The sequence below is a fragment of the Streptomyces sp. NPDC056479 genome (genome assembly GCF_042795335.1).
Taxonomy (GTDB): domain Bacteria; phylum Actinomycetota; class Actinomycetes; order Streptomycetales; family Streptomycetaceae; genus Streptomyces.
Window position 1 is genome coordinate 1,099,684 of the sequence record NZ_JBHTRZ010000003.1, and the last position, 16,688, is coordinate 1,116,371.

At 69.6% G+C, this 16,688-nt stretch carries 18 protein-coding genes; 11 read left to right on the forward strand and 7 right to left on the reverse strand.

What is annotated here, in order from left to right; all coding sequences use genetic code 11:
• Positions 1-33: 33 nt before the first annotated feature.
• Together miaB and ACFQ6S_RS16345 are read right to left on the reverse strand one after the other, a co-directional pair.
• Positions 34-1,563, reverse strand: coding sequence for a tRNA (N6-isopentenyl adenosine(37)-C2)-methylthiotransferase MiaB (gene miaB / locus ACFQ6S_RS16340; protein WP_383409075.1), 1,530 nt, complete (start codon positions 1,561-1,563; stop codon positions 34-36).
• An 88-nt stretch (positions 1,564-1,651) separates the two neighbouring features.
• Positions 1,652-2,128, reverse strand: a complete 477-nt coding sequence (locus ACFQ6S_RS16345) for a MarR family winged helix-turn-helix transcriptional regulator (RefSeq protein WP_383409078.1) — start codon at positions 2,126-2,128, stop codon at positions 1,652-1,654.
• Between the two features lie 190 nt (positions 2,129-2,318).
• Here ACFQ6S_RS16345 and ACFQ6S_RS16350 point away from each other — a divergent pair, with 190 nt between their 5' ends.
• On the forward strand, positions 2,319-2,615 hold the full coding sequence (locus ACFQ6S_RS16350; RefSeq protein ID WP_383409081.1) for a DUF2218 domain-containing protein: 297 nt from the start codon (positions 2,319-2,321) through the stop codon (positions 2,613-2,615).
• A gap of 61 nt (positions 2,616-2,676) precedes the next feature.
• Positions 2,677-3,624, forward strand: a complete 948-nt coding sequence (locus tag ACFQ6S_RS16355) for an NADP-dependent oxidoreductase (protein ID WP_383409084.1) — start codon at positions 2,677-2,679, stop codon at positions 3,622-3,624.
• Positions 3,625-3,633: 9 nt separating this feature from the next.
• On the opposite strand, the gene ACFQ6S_RS16360 is transcribed toward ACFQ6S_RS16355, so the two are convergent.
• Positions 3,634-4,038, reverse strand: a complete 405-nt coding sequence (locus ACFQ6S_RS16360) for a MazG nucleotide pyrophosphohydrolase domain-containing protein (RefSeq protein ID WP_383409087.1) — start codon at positions 4,036-4,038, stop codon at positions 3,634-3,636.
• Positions 4,039-4,180: 142 nt separating this feature from the next.
• Here ACFQ6S_RS16360 and ACFQ6S_RS16365 point away from each other — a divergent pair, with 142 nt between their 5' ends.
• Positions 4,181-5,176 (forward strand): TAXI family TRAP transporter solute-binding subunit, encoded by a 996-nt coding sequence (locus ACFQ6S_RS16365; protein ID WP_383409090.1) that lies wholly within the window; start codon positions 4,181-4,183, stop codon positions 5,174-5,176.
• A gap of 18 nt (positions 5,177-5,194) precedes the next feature.
• On the opposite strand, the gene ACFQ6S_RS16370 is transcribed toward ACFQ6S_RS16365, so the two are convergent.
• Entirely contained in the window at positions 5,195-6,586 is a 1,392-nt protein-coding gene (locus tag ACFQ6S_RS16370; RefSeq protein ID WP_383409093.1) for an ATP-binding protein, read from the reverse strand.
• 9 nt (positions 6,587-6,595) lie between these two features.
• Positions 6,596-7,282 (reverse strand): response regulator transcription factor, encoded by a 687-nt coding sequence (locus tag ACFQ6S_RS16375; protein ID WP_383409096.1) that lies wholly within the window; start codon positions 7,280-7,282, stop codon positions 6,596-6,598.
• 288 nt (positions 7,283-7,570) lie between these two features.
• Between ACFQ6S_RS16375 and ACFQ6S_RS16380 the strand changes: the two genes are divergently transcribed.
• The 8 genes from ACFQ6S_RS16380 to ACFQ6S_RS16415 all read left to right on the forward strand — a co-directional run bounded on the left by ACFQ6S_RS16380 (position 7,571) and on the right by ACFQ6S_RS16415 (position 14,305).
• A complete protein-coding gene (locus ACFQ6S_RS16380; protein ID WP_383409099.1) occupies positions 7,571-8,347 on the forward strand; it encodes an amino acid ABC transporter ATP-binding protein in 777 nt (258 codons plus the stop codon).
• A 132-nt stretch (positions 8,348-8,479) separates the two neighbouring features.
• On the forward strand, positions 8,480-9,322 hold the full coding sequence (locus ACFQ6S_RS16385; protein ID WP_383409102.1) for a glutamate ABC transporter substrate-binding protein: 843 nt from the start codon (positions 8,480-8,482) through the stop codon (positions 9,320-9,322).
• A gap of 96 nt (positions 9,323-9,418) precedes the next feature.
• Positions 9,419-10,093 (forward strand): amino acid ABC transporter permease, encoded by a 675-nt coding sequence (locus tag ACFQ6S_RS16390; protein WP_383409105.1) that lies wholly within the window; start codon positions 9,419-9,421, stop codon positions 10,091-10,093.
• Positions 10,090-11,016 (forward strand): amino acid ABC transporter permease, encoded by a 927-nt coding sequence (locus ACFQ6S_RS16395; RefSeq protein WP_383409108.1) that lies wholly within the window; start codon positions 10,090-10,092, stop codon positions 11,014-11,016. Before ACFQ6S_RS16390 ends, ACFQ6S_RS16395 begins: the two co-directional genes overlap by 4 nt.
• 176 nt (positions 11,017-11,192) lie before the next feature.
• Entirely contained in the window at positions 11,193-12,824 is a 1,632-nt protein-coding gene (locus ACFQ6S_RS16400; RefSeq protein ID WP_383409111.1) for an FAD-dependent monooxygenase, read from the forward strand.
• A 111-nt stretch (positions 12,825-12,935) separates the two neighbouring features.
• Positions 12,936-13,103: a putative leader peptide gene (locus tag ACFQ6S_RS16405; protein ID WP_383409115.1), complete on the forward strand. Its 168-nt coding sequence runs from the start codon at positions 12,936-12,938 to the stop codon at positions 13,101-13,103.
• Positions 13,104-13,193: 90 nt separating this feature from the next.
• Positions 13,194-13,766 (forward strand): cysteine dioxygenase, encoded by a 573-nt coding sequence (locus ACFQ6S_RS16410; protein WP_383409119.1) that lies wholly within the window; start codon positions 13,194-13,196, stop codon positions 13,764-13,766.
• Between the two features lie 113 nt (positions 13,767-13,879).
• Positions 13,880-14,305 carry a rhodanese-like domain-containing protein gene (locus tag ACFQ6S_RS16415; RefSeq protein ID WP_383409305.1) on the forward strand — a complete coding sequence of 142 codons (426 nt, stop codon included), beginning with the start codon at positions 13,880-13,882 and terminating at the stop codon, positions 14,303-14,305.
• A gap of 301 nt (positions 14,306-14,606) precedes the next feature.
• Here ACFQ6S_RS16415 and recX read toward each other — a convergent pair whose 3' ends face one another.
• Together recX and recA are read right to left on the reverse strand one after the other, a co-directional pair.
• Positions 14,607-15,461, reverse strand: a complete 855-nt coding sequence (gene recX, locus ACFQ6S_RS16420) for a recombination regulator RecX (protein ID WP_383409122.1) — start codon at positions 15,459-15,461, stop codon at positions 14,607-14,609.
• 3 nt (positions 15,462-15,464) lie between these two features.
• Positions 15,465-16,592, reverse strand: a complete 1,128-nt coding sequence (gene recA, locus ACFQ6S_RS16425; protein WP_383409125.1) for a recombinase RecA — start codon at positions 16,590-16,592, stop codon at positions 15,465-15,467.
• Positions 16,593-16,688: the final 96 nt, after the last annotated feature.

The window sequence follows — 16,688 nt, forward strand, 5'->3', positions numbered from 1 at the left end:
CGTAGGGCTCAGGAGTGTCAGTTGCGGGGGCGGTCAGTCGCAGCCGCAGCCGCTCCCCGCGGCCACCGGCACCGGCTCCGGAACCCCTATCTTCGGCAACCCCAGCATCACGCCCGCCGGCTTCGCGGCCTCGGCGGTGCTCCGCTTCTCCCAGGCGTCGCCCGCGCGCGTGCGGCGCACATCGAGGGCGGAACCCTCGGCGAGGAGGTGGTGCGGGGCGGCGTAGGTGACCTCGACGGTGACCACGTCGCCGGGGCGGACCTCCTGATCCGGCTTGGTGAAGTGGACCAGGCGGTTGTCGGGGGCGCGGCCGGACAGACGGTGCGTGGCGTCGTCCTTGCGCCCCTCGCCCTCGGCGACCATCAGCTCGAAGGTGCGGCCGATCTGCTTCTTGTTCTCCTCCCAGGAGATCTCCTCCTGGAGGGCGACAAGGCGCTCGTAGCGCGCCTGGACGACCTTCTTGGGGATCTGGTCCTCCATGGTCGCGGCCGGGGTCCCGGGCCGCTTGGAGTACTGGAAGGTGAAGGCCTGCGCGAACCGGGCCTCCCGGACGACGTGCAGCGTCTGCTCGAAGTCCTCCTCGGTCTCGCCGGGGAAGCCCACGATGATGTCGGTCGTGATGGCAGCGTGCGGGATGGCCGCGCGGACCTTCTCGATGATCCCGAGGTAGCGCTCCTGCCGGTAGGAGCGGCGCATCGCCTTCAGGACCGTGTCCGAGCCGGACTGGAGGGGCATGTGGAGCTGCGGCATGACGTTCGGCGTCTCGGCCATCGCCGCGATCACGTCGTCGGTGAAGTCGCGCGGGTGCGGCGAGGTGAAGCGGACGCGCTCCAAGCCGTCGATCTTTCCGCACGCCCGCAGCAGCTTGCTGAACGCCTCGCGGTCGCCGATGTCGGAACCGTACGCGTTGACGTTCTGGCCGAGCAGCGTGATCTCGCTGACGCCCTCGGTGACCAGGGCCTCGATCTCGGCGAGGATGTCGCCGGTGCGGCGGTCCTTCTCCTTGCCGCGCAGGGCCGGGACGATGCAGAAGGTGCAGGTGTTGTTGCAGCCGACGGAGATCGACACCCAGGCCGCGTACGCGCTCTCGCGCCGGGTCGGCAGCGTCGAGGGGAACGCCTCCAGCGACTCGGCGATCTCGACCTGCGCCTCCTCCTGCACACGGGCGCGCTCCAGCAGGACCGGCAGCTGGCCGATGTTGTGCGTGCCGAAGACGACGTCCACCCAGGGCGCCCGCTTCACGATGGTGTCGCGGTCCTTCTGCGCGAGACAGCCGCCGACGGCGATCTGCATCCCGGGCCGGCCGGCCTTCTTCGGGGCGAGGTGACCGAGGTTGCCGTACAGCTTGTTGTCGGCGTTCTCGCGGACCGCGCAGGTGTTGAAGACGACGACGTCCGCGTCGCCGTCCGAACCCTCGGGCGCGCGCACGTAACCGGCCTCTTCGAGCAGCCCGGACAATCGCTCGGAATCGTGGACGTTCATCTGGCACCCGTAGGTGCGGATTTCGTAACTCTTGGATCCGTGAACGTCCACTGCCGGGCTCCGGTCGCTGCTGGTGGTCATGGCTCAAGGGTAGGTGGTCGTGAGGGAGCCCTGTCCCGGCCAGTCCGGGCAGCCGAGTCCGGGCGGGAGTTCCAGTGGCCGGGAGTCCCTACCGCCCGACCCCGGCCTCACTCTCCTGCATCCGCCGGGCAACCTCGCCCAGGCCGTCGGCGACATTCGCGAGCTGCTGTGGCGTGAGGACATCGATGAGGAGCCTGCGAACGAGGGCGACATGGCCCGGCGCCGCCCGCTCCAGCATGGTCCGGCCGGCGTCGGTGAGGACGGCGTAGACCGCGCGCACATCGCTCGGGCAGGAGCGCCGGGTCACCAGGCCGGCCTTCTCCAGCTGGGTGATCTGGTAGGTCAGGCCGCTCTTGGAGTTGAGGAGCGCGTCGGCGAGGCCGCTCATGCGCATCTCGCGGCCCTGGGCGGCGTTCAGGCGCACGAGGATCTCGTACTGGAGGTGCGTGATCCCCACGTCGTCCTTGAGCTGTTGATCGAGACGGCGGTTCACGAGCGCTCCGGCGGCCACGAACGCGTACCAGGCGCGCCGCTCTTCCTCGTTCAACCAGTGGGGTTCGGCCATGCGTCAACGTTAGCGCGACTGTTCAAATTCGAACCTGGCGCGCAACCCGGGCCCGCATCCAGCCGTCCGGTGTGACCGGCGCAACACCGATCGCCTTGTTCAAAATTTGAAACCTCGCGCTATCGTCGAGGCGTCACGGTTCAAATTTGAACTCACCTGTTCGTCAAACCCGCGAAGGAGCACCCATCCCATGCCTTCCTCCCTCGCCCGTGTCGCCACCGACGCCGCCCCGCGCTACGCCAAGCAGCTCGGCTCGCACTTCGGCCGGAAGATCCCCGTCGAGGAGACGCCCGACGGCGGCCGGCGCCTGACCTTCCAGCACACCGACGTCGTCCTCGAACCCGTCGACGGCCACCTGCTGATCCGGATCACCGCGCCCGACGCCGCAACGCTCACCACCATCCAGGACGTCGTGGGCAGCCACCTCGAACGCTTCGGCCGGCGCAACGAACTGAGCATCACCTGGGACGAGCCCGCCCAGGACTGAAGCGCCCGCCAGGACACGCACCGGAGGCGCCCCGCCCGGCGCCCGCGAGAAAGGCACCGTCATGAAGGCCGTCACCCTCACCGACTTCGGGGCCGAGCCGCTCCTCACCGACCTGCCCGTGCCGGAACCGGGACCGGGCGAGGTGCTGGTCCGGCTGCACGCGGCCGCGCTGAACCCTTTCGACTGGAAGGTCGCCGACGGCGCCCTCAAGGACCTGGTCGAGCACGGCTTCCCGCTGGTCATGGGATCCGACGGAGCCGGCGTGGTCGAGCGCATCGGCCCCGATGTGATCCATTTCCGGCCCGGTGACACCGTCTACGGCCAGTTCATGAACCTCGCGGCCGGCCGCGGCTCCTACGCCGAGTACGTGGTGGCCGCCGAGAACGGCACCCTCGCCCGTATGCCCGACGACCTGCCGTTCCCGATCGCGGCGGCGCTGCCCACCGCCAGCGTCACCGCCTACCAGGCCATCGAGGCCGCCCGGCTCGACACCGGTCAGGTGATCCTCGTCAACGGCGCGTCCGGCGGTGTGGGGCAGTCGGCGATCCAGTTCGCCGCGCTCCAGGGCGCCAGGGTGCTGGCCACCGCCACCGGCGACATAGCCGGCCACCTCCGCGATCTCGGCGCCGACGAGACCATCGACTTCACCTCCGCCCCCACCGCCGAGCAGGTCCTGGCCGCCCACCCCGGCGGCATCGACGCCGTCCTCGACCTGGTCACCCCGGCCGGCGGGGACATCGACGCCCTGGCAGGTCTGCTCAAGCCCGGCGGCAGGTTCGTGAGCACCAACCGGGCCGCCGACCCCGACGCCCTGGCCGCTCGCGAGATCCATGGCGTCAACCTCGTCAACGACCCCAGCCGGAAGGAGCTGGAGTCCCTCGCCGCCCTCGCCGACGCCGGCAAGCTGCGCATCACGATCGACGCCGAGGTCCCGCTGGCCGACGCCCCGGCCGCCGTGGCCCGCGCCCGTGCCGGGGGCTCCCGCGGGAAGACCGTCATCCTGCTCTGACGCGGCCGCTCAGGCCCCGTCGGCCACCCATCCCTGGCGGCGCAGCACGGCCGACACGTCCGGCGCCTGGTAGTGCTCGCCCTTGAGGACCTTGCCGTCGGCGCGGCGGGCGACCTGGCCGTCGGGGCCCAGCTTGGTCATGTTGGAGCGGTGGATCTCGGACAGCACGGCGTCGAGGTCGATGCCGTGGACCAGGGCCGTGCCGTACGCGACGTAGACGACGTCCGCCAGCTCGTGCGCGAGCCGGTCGAGCGGGCCTCTGACGGAGACCTCGGCGACCTCCGCGGCCTCCTCGGCGAGCAGTTCTCCACGGTGGGCGGCGAGTTCCGGGGAGACCGCCGTCGGCGTACTGCGGGTGTCGAGCCCGAAGGCGCGGTGGAACTCACGGACCAGGTCGGCGGGAGAGGCACTCATACGGCGACTGTAACGGCCGGGTCCGACAGTCCCCGCCCGCTGTCCCGATCATGGAGGCGCCCGGCACCGACGACCGACCGCTCCCCCGCGCTGTGACCTCGGCCCTGGTCAGCACCGCGTACCGGCTGGCAGGATCGCCGCCATGTCCAAGGCACTCACCCGCATCAGCAGGCGCCGGGCCCTGCAGGGCACGGCCGCCGGGTTCGTGGCCCTCGGGTTGCTGCTGTGGTGGCTGTTGCCCCTGGGCGAGGAACCCCCCAGCGGGACGATCACGTTCAGCACCGGCACACGCGCGGGGGTCTACCAGGAGTACGGCGAACTCCTGCGCAACGAGCTCGCCAGGGACATGCCCCAGCTGAAGGTACGACTGCTGACCAGTGCCGGGTCCCAGGAGAACGTGGAGCGCGTGGCGACCGGCAAGGCCGACTTCACGATCGCCGCCGCCGACGCGGTGGACACGTACAAGACGGGCGGCAGGCCCGCCACCGACAAGCTGCGCGGTGTCGCCCGCCTGTACGACGACTACGTACAGCTTGTCGTCCCGCCGGACTCGGACATCCGCTCCGTCGCGGACCTGAAGGGCAAGCGGGTGGCCATAGGGCTGCCCAACTCCGGCGTACGGCTGATCGCCACCCGCGTACTGGAGGCCGCCGGGATCGACCCGGAGAAGGACATCACGCCGAGGGCGGACGGCATCGACACCGGGCCCAAACGGCTCGGGCACGAGCTGGACGCGTTCTTCTGGTCGGGCGGCGTGCCCACGGACGGGCTGGAGAAGATCGCCGAGAACTCCGCGTTCCGGTTCGTGCCGATCGACGCCGACCTCGTCGCCAAGGTGCACGCCCAGGGCGACACGGCGCACTTCTACCGCGCGACCAACATGCCGGAGTCGGCGTATCCCACCGTCCAGAACGGCGACACGGTGGCGACGATCGCCGTCTCCAACCTGCTGATCACCCGCAAGGACATGGACCCCCGCCTGACCGAGTGGCTCACCCGCACGGTGATCAAGAGCCGCGACGGCATCGGCGCCCACGTCCACTCCGCCCAGCTCGTGGACCTGCGCACGGCGATCTACACCGACCCGCTGACCCTGCACGACGGCGCCCGGCGCTACTACCGCTCGGTCAAGCCGTAGGTCCGCTGTCCACCGGCACTACGCCGTGGGCGCCGACCGCGGCACCGTCACGGTCACCCGCAACCCGTGTGGCTCATGAGGGCCGTACGAGATCGAGCCCCCGCCGGCCGCGAGCAGGGCCCTGGAGATCGACAGGCCCAGGCCCGAGCCCTTGATGTTCTGGTGCCGGCCGCTGCGCCAGAAGCGGTCGCCGATGCGGGCGAGCTCCTCGGCGGAGAGGCCGGGGCCGTTGTCGGTCACCTCGATCGTCGACACGGCGCCGTTGGAGGTGACGGTCACCTCGACGCACTCGTCCTTCGGCGTGAACTTGACCGCGTTGTCGATCACGGCGTCCAGCGCGCTGGACAGGGCGACCGGGTCGGCCCAGGCGGTGGTGGCCGGGCAGTTCCCCACCAGTCGGACGCCCTTGGCCTCGGCGGTCGGTGCCCAGGCGGCGACCCGCTCGGCGGCCAGCGCGCCGACATCGGTCAGCCGGAGGTCCGCCGCGGTGTGCTCGGCCAGGGCGAGGTCGAGCAGGTCGTCCAGGACCTGCGCCAGACGCTTGCCCTCGGCCTGCACCGAGGCGATCTCCGGATTGCCCTCGGGAAGCTCGAAGGCGAGCAGTTCGATGCGCAGCAGCAGCGCCGCGAGCGGGTTGCGCAGTTGGTGCGAGGCGTCGGCGACGAAGGCGCGCTGCTGCTCCAGCACGTCCTCGACGTTGTCCGCCATCTCGTTGAACGACCGTGCCAGCCGTCGCAGTTCCGGCGGACCGCTGGCCACCGCGACCCGTGACTTGAGGCGACCGCTCGCGATCTCGTGGGTGGTGACGTCCAGCACCCGCACCGGCCTGAGCACCCAGCCGGTCAGCCGCAGGGCGGCCCCGACGGCCACCAGCATCGCGGCCGTCAATCCGGCGCCGATGATCAGCCAGCCGTCCACGATCCGGGAGCGCATCTGCCCGGTGGGCGAGTCGGTGACGACGACCGCGACGACATCGCCGTCCCGGATGACCGGCGAGGCGACGACGAGGCGCCCGCGCTGCCAGGGCCACACCTGCTTGGGGTCGTGGCTGCGCCGGCTGAGCAGCGACTCCTCGAAGGCGTCGCGCACCTCGCCGGTCTCGGGCAGGAACCAGGTCGTCGGCCCGTTGGCCAGGGGCGTGTCGTTGGGCAGGAAGACACCGGCCCGGATGCCGTAGACGTCGTAGTAGTTCTCCAGCTCCCGGCTCAGGATGCGCAGGTCGTCGCGGGATCCGGTGGTGACGTCGGCGGCGGGGCGGGCGATGGCCGCGAAGTACGCCGTGTCGTCGATCCGGTCGACGACCACGTCCTGCTGCTGGGCCGAGGCCAGGCTGATGGCGAGCGGTACGCCGAGCGCGAGCAGCACGGCCGCCATCAGGACGATGAGCAGCGGAAGGAGTCGAGTGCGCACCCGTGCCCGCTACGAGGCCGGGGCGACTAGCCGGTAGCCGACGCCGCGTACGGTCTCGATCAGCGCCGGCATGCGCAGCTTGGCACGCAGGGATGCCACATGCACCTCAAGGGTGCGCCCGGTCCCCTCCCAACTCGTGCGCCACACCTCGCTGATGATCTGCTCCCTGCGGAAGACCACCCCGGGGCGCTGGGCGAGCAGGGCCAGCAGGTCGAACTCCTTGCGGGTCAGCTGGACGACCGAACCGTCGACACTGACCTGCCGCGTGGGCAGCTCGATATGCACCGAGCCCAGGCGCAGCACACCTTCGCCGCCCGTTGCGGTGTCCTCCGGGGTGGTGCGCCGGCTGACGGCGTGGATCCGGGCGAGCAGTTCTCCGGTGTCGTACGGCTTCACCACATAGTCGTCGGCCCCGAGGTTGAGGCCGTGGATGCGGGAGCGGACGTCGGAGCGCGCGGTCACCATGATCACCGGGGTGCTGGTGCGCTTGCGGATCTTGCCGCAGACCTCGTAGCCGTCCTGGTCGGGCAGGCCGAGGTCGAGGAGGACGACGCCGAAGCCGTTGCCCTCGGGGACGAGTGCCTGAAGGGCTTCCTCGCCGCTGCGCGCGTGCGTGACGTCGAAACCATGTCGCGCCAGGACCGCGGACAGCGCGGCGGCGACATGGTTGTCGTCCTCGACGAGGAGGAGTCTCACCCCGGCCTCCCTCAGTTCACCGGCCGTACGATTCGGACAGATACACAGTGCGTGCACACGCGCGCGTGCACCATGGAAGTCACGCTGATGGACGAGGACGCCGTCAAGAGGGTTCCGGTTCCGGGGGGCTTCCGTTACCCAGCCGGTACGCGCCCAGGTAGCAAGTGCTACGACACGTGTCCGATTGCTATCGGATCGTGATGCTCAGATTCCCCTCAGAACTAATGACGCAGGTCGGATACGGTTATTACTGTCCTCCGAAACCGAGGAGGACGGAGCCTGAGAGCGATGACCGAAGTATCGGTGGCCAAGGACAGTGTGGCCGCGACCGGCGACCTGGTCGTCCTGAAGAACGTGAACAAGCACTTCGGCGCGTTGCACGTGCTGCAGGACATCGACCTGACGATCGCCCGCGGTGAAGTCGTCGTGGTCATCGGACCCTCCGGGTCCGGGAAGTCGACCCTGTGCCGCGCCATCAACCGCCTCGAGACGATCGACTCCGGCGCGATCGCCATCGACGGCAAGCCGCTGCCCCAGGAAGGCAAGGAGCTGGCCCGGCTGCGCGCAGACGTCGGCATGGTCTTCCAGTCCTTCAACCTCTTCGCGCACAAGACCGTGCTCGAGAACGTGATGCTGGGCCAGATCAAGGTCCGTAAGACGGACAAGAAGAAGGCCGAGGAGAAGGCCCGCACCCTGCTCGACCGGGTGGGTGTGGCCAACCAGGCGGACAAGTACCCCGCCCAGCTCTCCGGCGGCCAGCAGCAGCGTGTGGCCATCGCCCGGGCGCTGGCCATGGACCCCAAGGTCATGCTCTTCGACGAGCCCACGTCAGCGCTCGACCCGGAGATGATCAACGAGGTCCTGGAGGTCATGCAGCAGCTCGCCCGCGACGGCATGACCATGATCGTCGTCACCCACGAGATGGGCTTCGCCCGTTCTGCCGCCAACCGGGTGGTCTTCATGGCGGACGGCAAGATCGTCGAGGAAGCCGTACCGGACCAGTTCTTCAGCAATCCGCGCAGCGACCGCGCGAAGGACTTCCTGTCCAAGATCCTGCACCACTGATGGACTGCGTTCCCGCACCACCGACGGACTGCGTTTCCGCACCCTGACGGACTGCGTCTCGCATCCGACGACCTGCGTCACCCCGCCGCACCTGGCGGCACGCATCGCTTCTTCACACAAAGGATGTTCACCATGAAGCTCCGCAAAGTCTCCGCCGCGGCGGCCGCCGCCCTCGTCCTTTCCATCACCGCCACCGCGTGTGGTGGGGACGGTGACAGCGACAGTGGGTCGGGCTCCGGTGGCGGCGACAAGATCAAGATCGGCATCAAGTACGACCAGCCGGGTCTGGGCCTGAAGGAGCCCGACGGCACCTTCTCCGGCTTCGACGTCGACGTCGCCACCTACGTGGCGAAGGAGCTCGGCTACGAGCCCGACCAGATCGAGTTCGTCGAGACGAAGAGCGCCGACCGTGAGAACGCCCTCGCCCGTGGCGACGTGAAGCTCATCGCCGCGACGTACTCGATCACCGATGAGCGCAAGCAGAAGGTCGACTTCGCCGGCCCGTACCTGCTGGCCCACCAGGACCTGCTGGTCAAGACGGACTCGGACATCACCGAGGCCACCGACCTGAACGGCAAGAACCTGTGTTCGGTGGTCGGCTCCACCTCGGCGCAGAACGTCAAGAACGACTTCGCGCCGAAGGCCAACCTCAAGGAGAACGGCACCTACTCGGAGTGCATCTCCTCGCTGCAGAGTGGCACCGTGGACGCCCTGACCACGGACGACTCGATCCTCGCCGGTTACGCCGCGCAGGAGCAGTACAAGGGCAAGTTCAAGCTCGCCGGCCTCAAGCTGAGCAACGAGAACTACGGCATCGGTGTGAAGAAGGGTGACACCGAGACCGTGAACAAGGTCAACGCCGCCCTCGAGAAGATGGTCAGCTCGAAGGCCTGGGACAAGGCGGTCGCCGACAACCTCGGTCCGGCCAACTACAAGAACGAGCCCGCGCCGAAGATCGGCGTCATCGTCAAGTAGCGCAGTGCCTGACCGGCGCGCTGCCGTCCACCGCGATCAGGGCGGCGGCGCGCCGCGCTATCCACCTACGCCACCCACCCGGAAGCGCGGGAGATCGTGTTCGACTTTCTTTCTGACTATGACAACCCAACTCTGTTGGGTGCCTTCTGGATGACGGTGAAACTCACCGCCGTCTCCGGCCTCGGTTCCCTGATCTGGGGAACTCTGCTGGCCGCGATGCGGGTCAGCCCGGTCCCGCTCATGCGTGGGTTCGGCACGGCCTATGTGAACATCGTCCGGAACATCCCCCTGACGGTCATCATCATCTTCACCTCGCTCGGCCTCGCCGATGTCTTCGGCGTGACGTTGGGCGCCTCCGATTTCAAGGTCCAGGGCTTCCGCCTGGCGATCCTCGGCCTCGTCGGCTACACCGCCGCCTTCGTCTGCGAGGCGATCCGCTCCGGCATCAACACCGTGCCGATGGGACAGGCCGAGGCGGCCCGTGCCATGGGGCTGACCTTCAGTCAGACTCTCCGGCTCATCATCCTGCCGCAGGCCTTCCGCTCGGTCATCGGCCCGCTGGCCAACGTGTTGATCGCCCTCACCAAGAACACGACGGTGGCGGCAGCGATCGGTGTGGCCGAAGCCGCCTACCTGATGAAGGAAATGATCGAGAACGAGGCTCAGACGCTGCTCATCGGCGCGGTCTTCGCCTTCGGTTTCGTGGTACTGACCCTGCCCACCGGCCTCTTCCTCGGCTGGCTGAGCAAGCGACTGGCGGTGAAGCGATGAGTTCCGTTCTCTATGACGCCCCGGGGCCTCGCGCCAAACGGCGCAATGTGGTCATCTCGGTGGTCTTCTTCGCCCTGCTCGCCCTGCTCGTGTGGTTCGTCTGGGACGCCATGGACGGTAAGGGCCAGCTGGAGTGGGCCCTGTGGAAACCGTTCACGGAGTCCAACGCCTGGACGACGTATCTGCTGCCGGGACTCGCCAACACGCTCAAGGCCGCGGCCCTGGCCATGGTGATCGCCCTTCCTCTGGGCGCGGTGTTCGGTATCGCACGCATGTCCGACCATCGGTGGGTACGGCTTCCGGCCGCCTGGGTGGTGGAGTTCTTCCGGGCGATCCCGGTCCTGCTGCTGATGCTGTTCGCGAACGAGTTCTACGACCGCTGGACGAACGTCACGACCGAGGAGCGGCCGATCTATGCGGTCGTCACCGGCCTGGTGCTCTACAACGCGTCCGTCCTCGCCGAGATCGTGAAGGCCGGCATCCTCGCCCTGCCCAAGGGGCAGTCCGAGGCCGCGATGGCGATCGGCCTGCGCAAGAACCAGACGATGCGGTCCATCCTGCTGCCGCAGGCCGTCACCGCCATGCTGCCGGCCATCGTCAGCCAGCTCGTGGTCATCGTGAAGGACACCGCGCTGGGCGGCGTGATGATCGGGTTCACCGAGCTGCTCAACGCGCGCGGCACCCTGGCGGCCAACTACGGCAACGCCATCCCCAGCTTCGTCGTGGTGGCGATCATCTACATCATCCTCAACTTCATCCTCACCAGCTTCGCGAGCTGGCTGGAGAAGAGGCTGCGGCGGAGCAAGAAGGGCACCGGTGCGGTGCTCGGCGCCGAGGACATGGAGGAGCTGAACCCGGCGGCGACCGGCGGCACCTTCGGGACCGGTGCCGGAGGCGGGATCCCCGGGACCAGTGGCTTGTGATGAGGCATCAGGTCGCATGAGGTGACGGAGGGCAGTGGCATGATCGCCACTGCCCTCCGTCACTTGACGCAAGCACCGGCAATGGGTTGCATACGTTCTGTGATCGTGCACCCTGCTCCAACTTTCTGTTCACTTGTGTCGCCGGGGACACCGCCGCGGGCAGGGGGCGCTGCGCCATGGACCCGGTGATCATCGTCGGAGCGGGGCCCGTCGGGCTTACGCTCGCCCTTGCTCTGGCCCGTCAGGAAGTCCCCTGCGTCGTCCTCGACGAGGGTCCCGGCAAGGACGAACCCCGTCTCGCACGCAGTGTCGTCCTGCGCGAGGACACCACCGCCCTCATCGAACGCCTGGCCGGTGTACGGCTCGGCGATGCCGGAGCCCACTGGGCCGGATGGCGGTCGATGCGGCGCAAGCAGGTGATGCGCGAGGTCACGTTCGACGGCGCCGGGGAAGAGCCCGAATGCCGCACGAACCCCGCCCCCCTGCACATCGCCCAGCACGTCCTGACCGGCGCCCTGCGCGCGGCCCTCGCCGGCGAACCGCTCGTCAAGGTCACCGTGGACAGCCGCCTGGACGCCGTTGAGCAGGAGCCCTCGGGCGTCACCGTCCACACACGCGGACCCAAGGGCACGTGGTGGCGCGGCAGTTACGTGGTCGGCTGCGACGGCCCCCGCTCGACCGTGCGCAAACTCATGGACATCCGCTTCCCGGGCCGTACGGCCGTGGAGCGACACGCCGTGGCCGCGCTGCGCGTGGAACTTCCGTGGGAGGGCCAGGCGTTGCTCCATCGGATGCCGCCGTGGCGGGCGTCCGGACCCTCGGGCGGGGAGGTGACCGGACGGCCGCTCCCGGAGGGGGTGTGGCGCCTGGACTGGCTGCTGCCGCCGGGCAAGGACCTGGTCACACCCGAGCTGCTGGTGACGCACGTCCGAGAGACGCTCACCGGCTGGTCCGACGGGCCGACACCGCCGTACGAGCTCCTCGACACGGGAGTTCACACGGTGCACCACCGCCTGGCGCGGCGCTGGCGTGTGGGCCGCGTCTTCATCGCCGGGGACGCGGCGCACTGCCTCGGCACGCTCGGCACTCACGGGCTGGACGAGGGGCTGCGTGACGCCGACAACCTCGCCTGGAAGCTGGCGTCGGCCTGGCATCACGGGCCGCACGAGGCACTGCTCGACAGCTACCAGACGGAGCGACGCGCGGCCGTCGCCACCCGGCTGCGCGCCGCCGACCAGGCGCTGCCACTGCTGCGCGGCGGCGCCGGGCTACGCGCCGTCGTACCCGGCTCCTCCAGGGGCCATGACGCACTGCTGATGGACGGCCATTTGGGGCAGGGCGCCCTGGGTGCGCCGGGGTCGTATGCCGACTCGCCCCTCGCGCCGGGGCACCTGGAGGGCGAGGTCCCCGTGGACACGCCGCCCGGCACGCCGGTCGTGGACGTGCGGGTCACGGCGGAGGACGGCTCCTTCGTACGGCTGCGGGACCGGCTCGGGCGCGGCGCGCTCCTGGTCCTGCTGATCGCGCCGGGCACAGGCGTGTGGGAACGCAAGCACTGGGCGACGGCCGGGATCATGCCCCGGCTGGCGGCCGCGGTGACGGCGCTGCCGTATCCGGCCGAGCTGCTGGTCACGGAGAGCTACCCGGGGGGGGCCGCGCACTCCGTCCTGCTGGTGCGGCCCGACGGGCACTTGGTGACGGCGCTGAGCGGGGTACGGCCCGCCGATCTGTACGCGGCGGCCGAGGCGGCGCTGGGCGGACCGGTCAAGGTGGCGGAGGAGGCGGGCGCGGCGGCTGGGTCGCGCTGAAGCCGTCGCCGGAAAAGGGTGCGTTCCCGTGCGGGCTGAACTGGTGCGGATCAGTGCGCCGTGATCCACACCTGTCGCACCTTGCTCACCTCTGAACCGGAACTCACCTGAATGCAGCACTCACCGTCACTGTGCGGTCCGCATAGTGACAGTGAGTTGACCCGTCCGCACCGGCGTGGTGTACTCCGGATCGTGACCGACACCTGTGTGCGCCTGTGGCGGAGGGTCCATATGGACCTCGTCCGCTATGCGGGCTGCGTGTGTCGCCCGTCCTGCTGAACTCGCATCCCCCTTCTTCTTCCCGCGCGCTCCGTGCCTTTGTCCGGTGCCGTCGCGGGCTCTTCGCGAACTCTCATCAGGACGGTGCCCGTGTCTGTCTCTCCTGCCGCCGTTGCCGCGTCCGAGCCGGTTGCCACGCCGGATCCCAGTGCCAGCCCGGTTCCGAACTCCGCTCCGACGCAGGCGGACCTTCTCGACTTCGTCCGGCGTACCGCGGCCGACGCCGATTTGATCGCCTCGCTACCCCTCGATCCGGAGGGCCGTACCTGGGTACGGCTCGAAGGCCCCGGCGGCAGTGAGGCCTGGCTGATCGGCTGGCCGCCCGGGACGGGCACCGACTGGCACGACCACGCCGAGTCGGTCGGGGCCTTCGTGACGGCGGCCGGCGAGCTCAAGGAGCACTCCCTCGCCGTCCGGCTGCCGGCCGACGGCTGGAAGACCCTGGAACTGGCGGAGGACGTGGACCGGTCCCGCCGTCTGCCGGCCGGGAAGGGTCGCTCCTTCGGCCGACACCATGTGCACGAGGTTCTCAACGCAGCCGCCGACCAGCACGCGATCTCCGTGCACGCCTACTACCCACCCCTGCCGCTGATCCGCCGCTTCAGCCGCAGCGGACCGATCCTGCGCCTGGAGCAGGTGGAACGTCCGGAGGACTGGCAGTGAGCGGGGCGGGGAGCGAATCTGTGCTGCGTGACGTGGGCGAACGGCCGTTTGGTGAGCGGGAGTTGAAGGTCGGTGGCGTGAGCGATCAGGCCGTCGGCGGGGATGAGGTGAGCATGAGCATCAACGGCGTGGAGAAGCGGCCGGTGGGGATAGACGAGTTGCTGTACCGGGTGCGCGCGGGCTACGAGCGGATCGTGCCTCGGGAGGCGTACGAGGCCGCGCAGGGCGGCGAGGCTCTGCTGGTCGACATCCGGTACGCGGCCCTGCGCGAGCGGGACGGCCTGATCCCCGGCGCTCTCGTCGTCGAGCGCAACGAACTGGAGTGGCGGCTCGACCCGCAGGGCAGCCATCGCGCCACCGAGGCCACGAGTCACGACCTGCGGGTCGTGGTGATCTGCAACGAGGGGTACGCGTCGAGCTTGGCCGTCGAGTCACTGCGGCGGCTGGGACTGCACCGGGCCACGGATCTGGTCGGCGGGTTCCAGGCCTGGCGGGCGGACGGGCTGCCGGTTACGTCCGAGGGTGGGGCGAAGGCCTAGCGGCTGGCCGGGGCACTGCCTCAGGGAGCGTCCCGGGATAGGGCGCCATCCCGGGCACACTGTCCCGGCTATCCCCGGGGGGCCGACTGCTCGATCCCGGCCCCGAACGCGATGGGCGCCCCCGCGCGTCAACCGTGTCCGAGGCCGGACCCCTGCGCTCGCCTGGGCCGACGGCACGCCCGCGCCCAGGACATGACCGGCGTCGCGGGCTCCAAAGATCGGGCGACGAAGGCGGGCACCAAAGAGGCGCGCCCCAAAGGGCTAGGGGCCCCATCGACTCCATGCCCCAGCCCCGTCGGCATCAGAACCCCTCGTCCCCGAGGAACTCCGTATCCTCGCCCTCTTCCTCCAACGCCCGCCGGACCACCCTCAGAGCCATGCCCTCCGGATAGCCCTTGCGGGCGAGCATGCCCGCGAGGCGGCGCAGGCGTTTGTCGCGGTCGAGGCCGCGTGTGGAGCGCAGTTTGCGGTCCACGAGTTCGCGTGCGGTCGCCTCTTCCTGCTCCGAGTCCAGCCGGCCGACGGCCGCGTCGATCAGCGTGGTGTCGACGCCCTTGGTGCGCAGTTCCTGGGCGAGCGCGCGCCGGGCCAGCCCTCGGCCGTGATGCCGGGACTCCACCCAAGCGTCGGCGAAGGCGCTGTCGTTGATGAGGCCGACCTCCTCGAACCTCGACAGCACCTCCTCGGCGGCGTCGTCCGGAATCTCCCGCTTGAGCAGGGCGTCCGCGAGTTGCTTCCGCGTGCGCGGGGTCCCGGTGAGCAGGCGCAGACAGATCGCCCGCGCCTGCTCCACCGGGTCCGCTGGGGGCATCCTCTCCTCGGCCCTCGACGAGGAAGAGGCGCCTCCATCCTCACCGGACGGCTCCGTACGGCCGCGTCGGCGACGCCCGCGCGAGCCGCCGGAGTCATTCGTGCCCCGAGCCCCGCCGGCCCCACCGCGACCGCGCCGCGAGCCGCCACGGGAGTCACCGGTGCCGTACGCCGAGCCGCTCTCCGCCCAAGCCTCGCTGTCGTTCCCCCCGTCCGCTTCATGGGCCACATCGCCTTCGCGGGCATGGCCGCCCACACCGGAGGAGCCCTCGTCGCCGCCTCTCCCACGCTCCGGCTGAGCGTCCGGGTAGGCGGCGTACTCGGCCCAGTCCGTTCGTCGCGTCACCGGTCAGCTCTTGGCGGTCGCGGCCTTGGTCTTGGCGGCCTTGGCCGCCGCCGGTGCGGGCACCGTCTTCGCGGCGTCGTCCGGAGCGGCGGAGGCTGCGGCGTCCGCGCCCGGTTCGGCGGCCGGCTTCTCCGGCCGTACGCCGACGCCCAGCTTCTCCTTGATCTTCTTCTCGATCTCGTTGGCCAGGTCGGGGTTGTCCTTCAGGAAGTTGCGCGCGTTCTCCTTGCCCTGGCCGAGCTGGTCGCCCTCGTACGTGTACCAGGCGCCGGCCTTACGGACGAAGCCGTGCTCCACGCCCATGTCGATCAGACCGCCCTCGCGGCTGATGCCCTGGCCGTAGAGGATGTCGAACTCGGCCTGCTTGAAGGGCGGCGCGACCTTGTTCTTGACGACCTTGACACGGGTGCGGTTGCCGACCGCGTCGGTGCCGTCCTTCAGGGTCTCGATACGGCGGATGTCCATGCGCACCGAGGCGTAGAACTTCAGCGCCCGGCCACCGGTCGTGGTCTCCGGGGAGCCGAACATCACGCCGATCTTCTCGCGGAGCTGGTTGATGAAGATCGCCGTGGTCTTGGACTGGTTGAGCGCGCTGGTGATCTTCCGCAGGGCCTGGCTCATCAGACGGGCCTGGAGACCGACGTGACTGTCGCCCATCTCGCCCTCGATCTCCGCGCGCGGGACGAGCGCGGCGACGGAGTCGATGACGATGAGGTCGAGGGCACCGGAGCGGACCAGCATGTCCACGATCTCCAGGGCCTGCTCACCGTTGTCCGGCTGGGACAGGATCAGGTTGTCGATGTCGACGCCGAGCTTCTTCGCGTACTCGGGGTCGAGCGCGTGCTCCGCGTCGATGAAGGCGACCTGGCCACCGGCCTTCTGCGCGTTCGCCACCGCGTGCAGGGTCAGGGTCGTCTTGCCGGAGGACTCCGGTCCGTACACCTCCACCACACGGCCGCGCGGGATGCCGCCGACGCCGAGCGCGACGTCGAGCGCGGTCGACCCGGTGGGGATGACCTCGATGGGCTCGTTCGGCCGCTCGCCCATGCGCATGACCGCGCCCTTGCCGAACTGCCGTTCAATCTGTGCGAGTGCGGCATCCAGGGCCTTCTCGCGGTCGGTACCTGCCATGGGTTCCACCCGGTTTGCTTGAGTCGATCGCTTCACGTCAAAGACGCTAACGCCTGCCACTGACAATGCGCCCCGACGCCCATCCGGCCTGTGGAT

Excerpts from the sequence above, each read along its gene's own strand:
- ACFQ6S_RS16365 (WP_383409090.1), top strand. The coding sequence starts at position 4,181 with ATGTCCAAGGCACTCACCCGCATCAGCAGGCGCCGGGCCCTGCAGGGC.
- miaB (WP_383409075.1), bottom strand. The coding sequence starts at position 1,563 with ATGACCACCAGCAGCGACCGGAGCCCGGCAGTGGACGTTCACGGATCC.
- ACFQ6S_RS16415 (WP_383409305.1), top strand. The coding sequence starts at position 13,880 with ATGAGCATCAACGGCGTGGAGAAGCGGCCGGTGGGGATAGACGAGTTG.
- ACFQ6S_RS16350 (WP_383409081.1), top strand. The coding sequence starts at position 2,319 with ATGCCTTCCTCCCTCGCCCGTGTCGCCACCGACGCCGCCCCGCGCTAC.
- ACFQ6S_RS16355 (WP_383409084.1), top strand. The coding sequence starts at position 2,677 with ATGAAGGCCGTCACCCTCACCGACTTCGGGGCCGAGCCGCTCCTCACC.
- ACFQ6S_RS16385 (WP_383409102.1), top strand. The coding sequence starts at position 8,480 with ATGAAGCTCCGCAAAGTCTCCGCCGCGGCGGCCGCCGCCCTCGTCCTT.
- ACFQ6S_RS16380 (WP_383409099.1), top strand. The coding sequence starts at position 7,571 with ATGACCGAAGTATCGGTGGCCAAGGACAGTGTGGCCGCGACCGGCGAC.
- ACFQ6S_RS16400 (WP_383409111.1), top strand. The coding sequence starts at position 11,193 with ATGGACCCGGTGATCATCGTCGGAGCGGGGCCCGTCGGGCTTACGCTC.
- recA (WP_383409125.1), bottom strand. The coding sequence starts at position 16,592 with ATGGCAGGTACCGACCGCGAGAAGGCCCTGGATGCCGCACTCGCACAG.
- ACFQ6S_RS16345 (WP_383409078.1), bottom strand. The coding sequence starts at position 2,128 with ATGGCCGAACCCCACTGGTTGAACGAGGAAGAGCGGCGCGCCTGGTAC.
- ACFQ6S_RS16395 (WP_383409108.1), top strand. The coding sequence starts at position 10,090 with ATGAGTTCCGTTCTCTATGACGCCCCGGGGCCTCGCGCCAAACGGCGC.
- ACFQ6S_RS16360 (WP_383409087.1), bottom strand. The coding sequence starts at position 4,038 with ATGAGTGCCTCTCCCGCCGACCTGGTCCGTGAGTTCCACCGCGCCTTC.
- ACFQ6S_RS16405 (WP_383409115.1), top strand. The coding sequence starts at position 12,936 with ATGCAGCACTCACCGTCACTGTGCGGTCCGCATAGTGACAGTGAGTTG.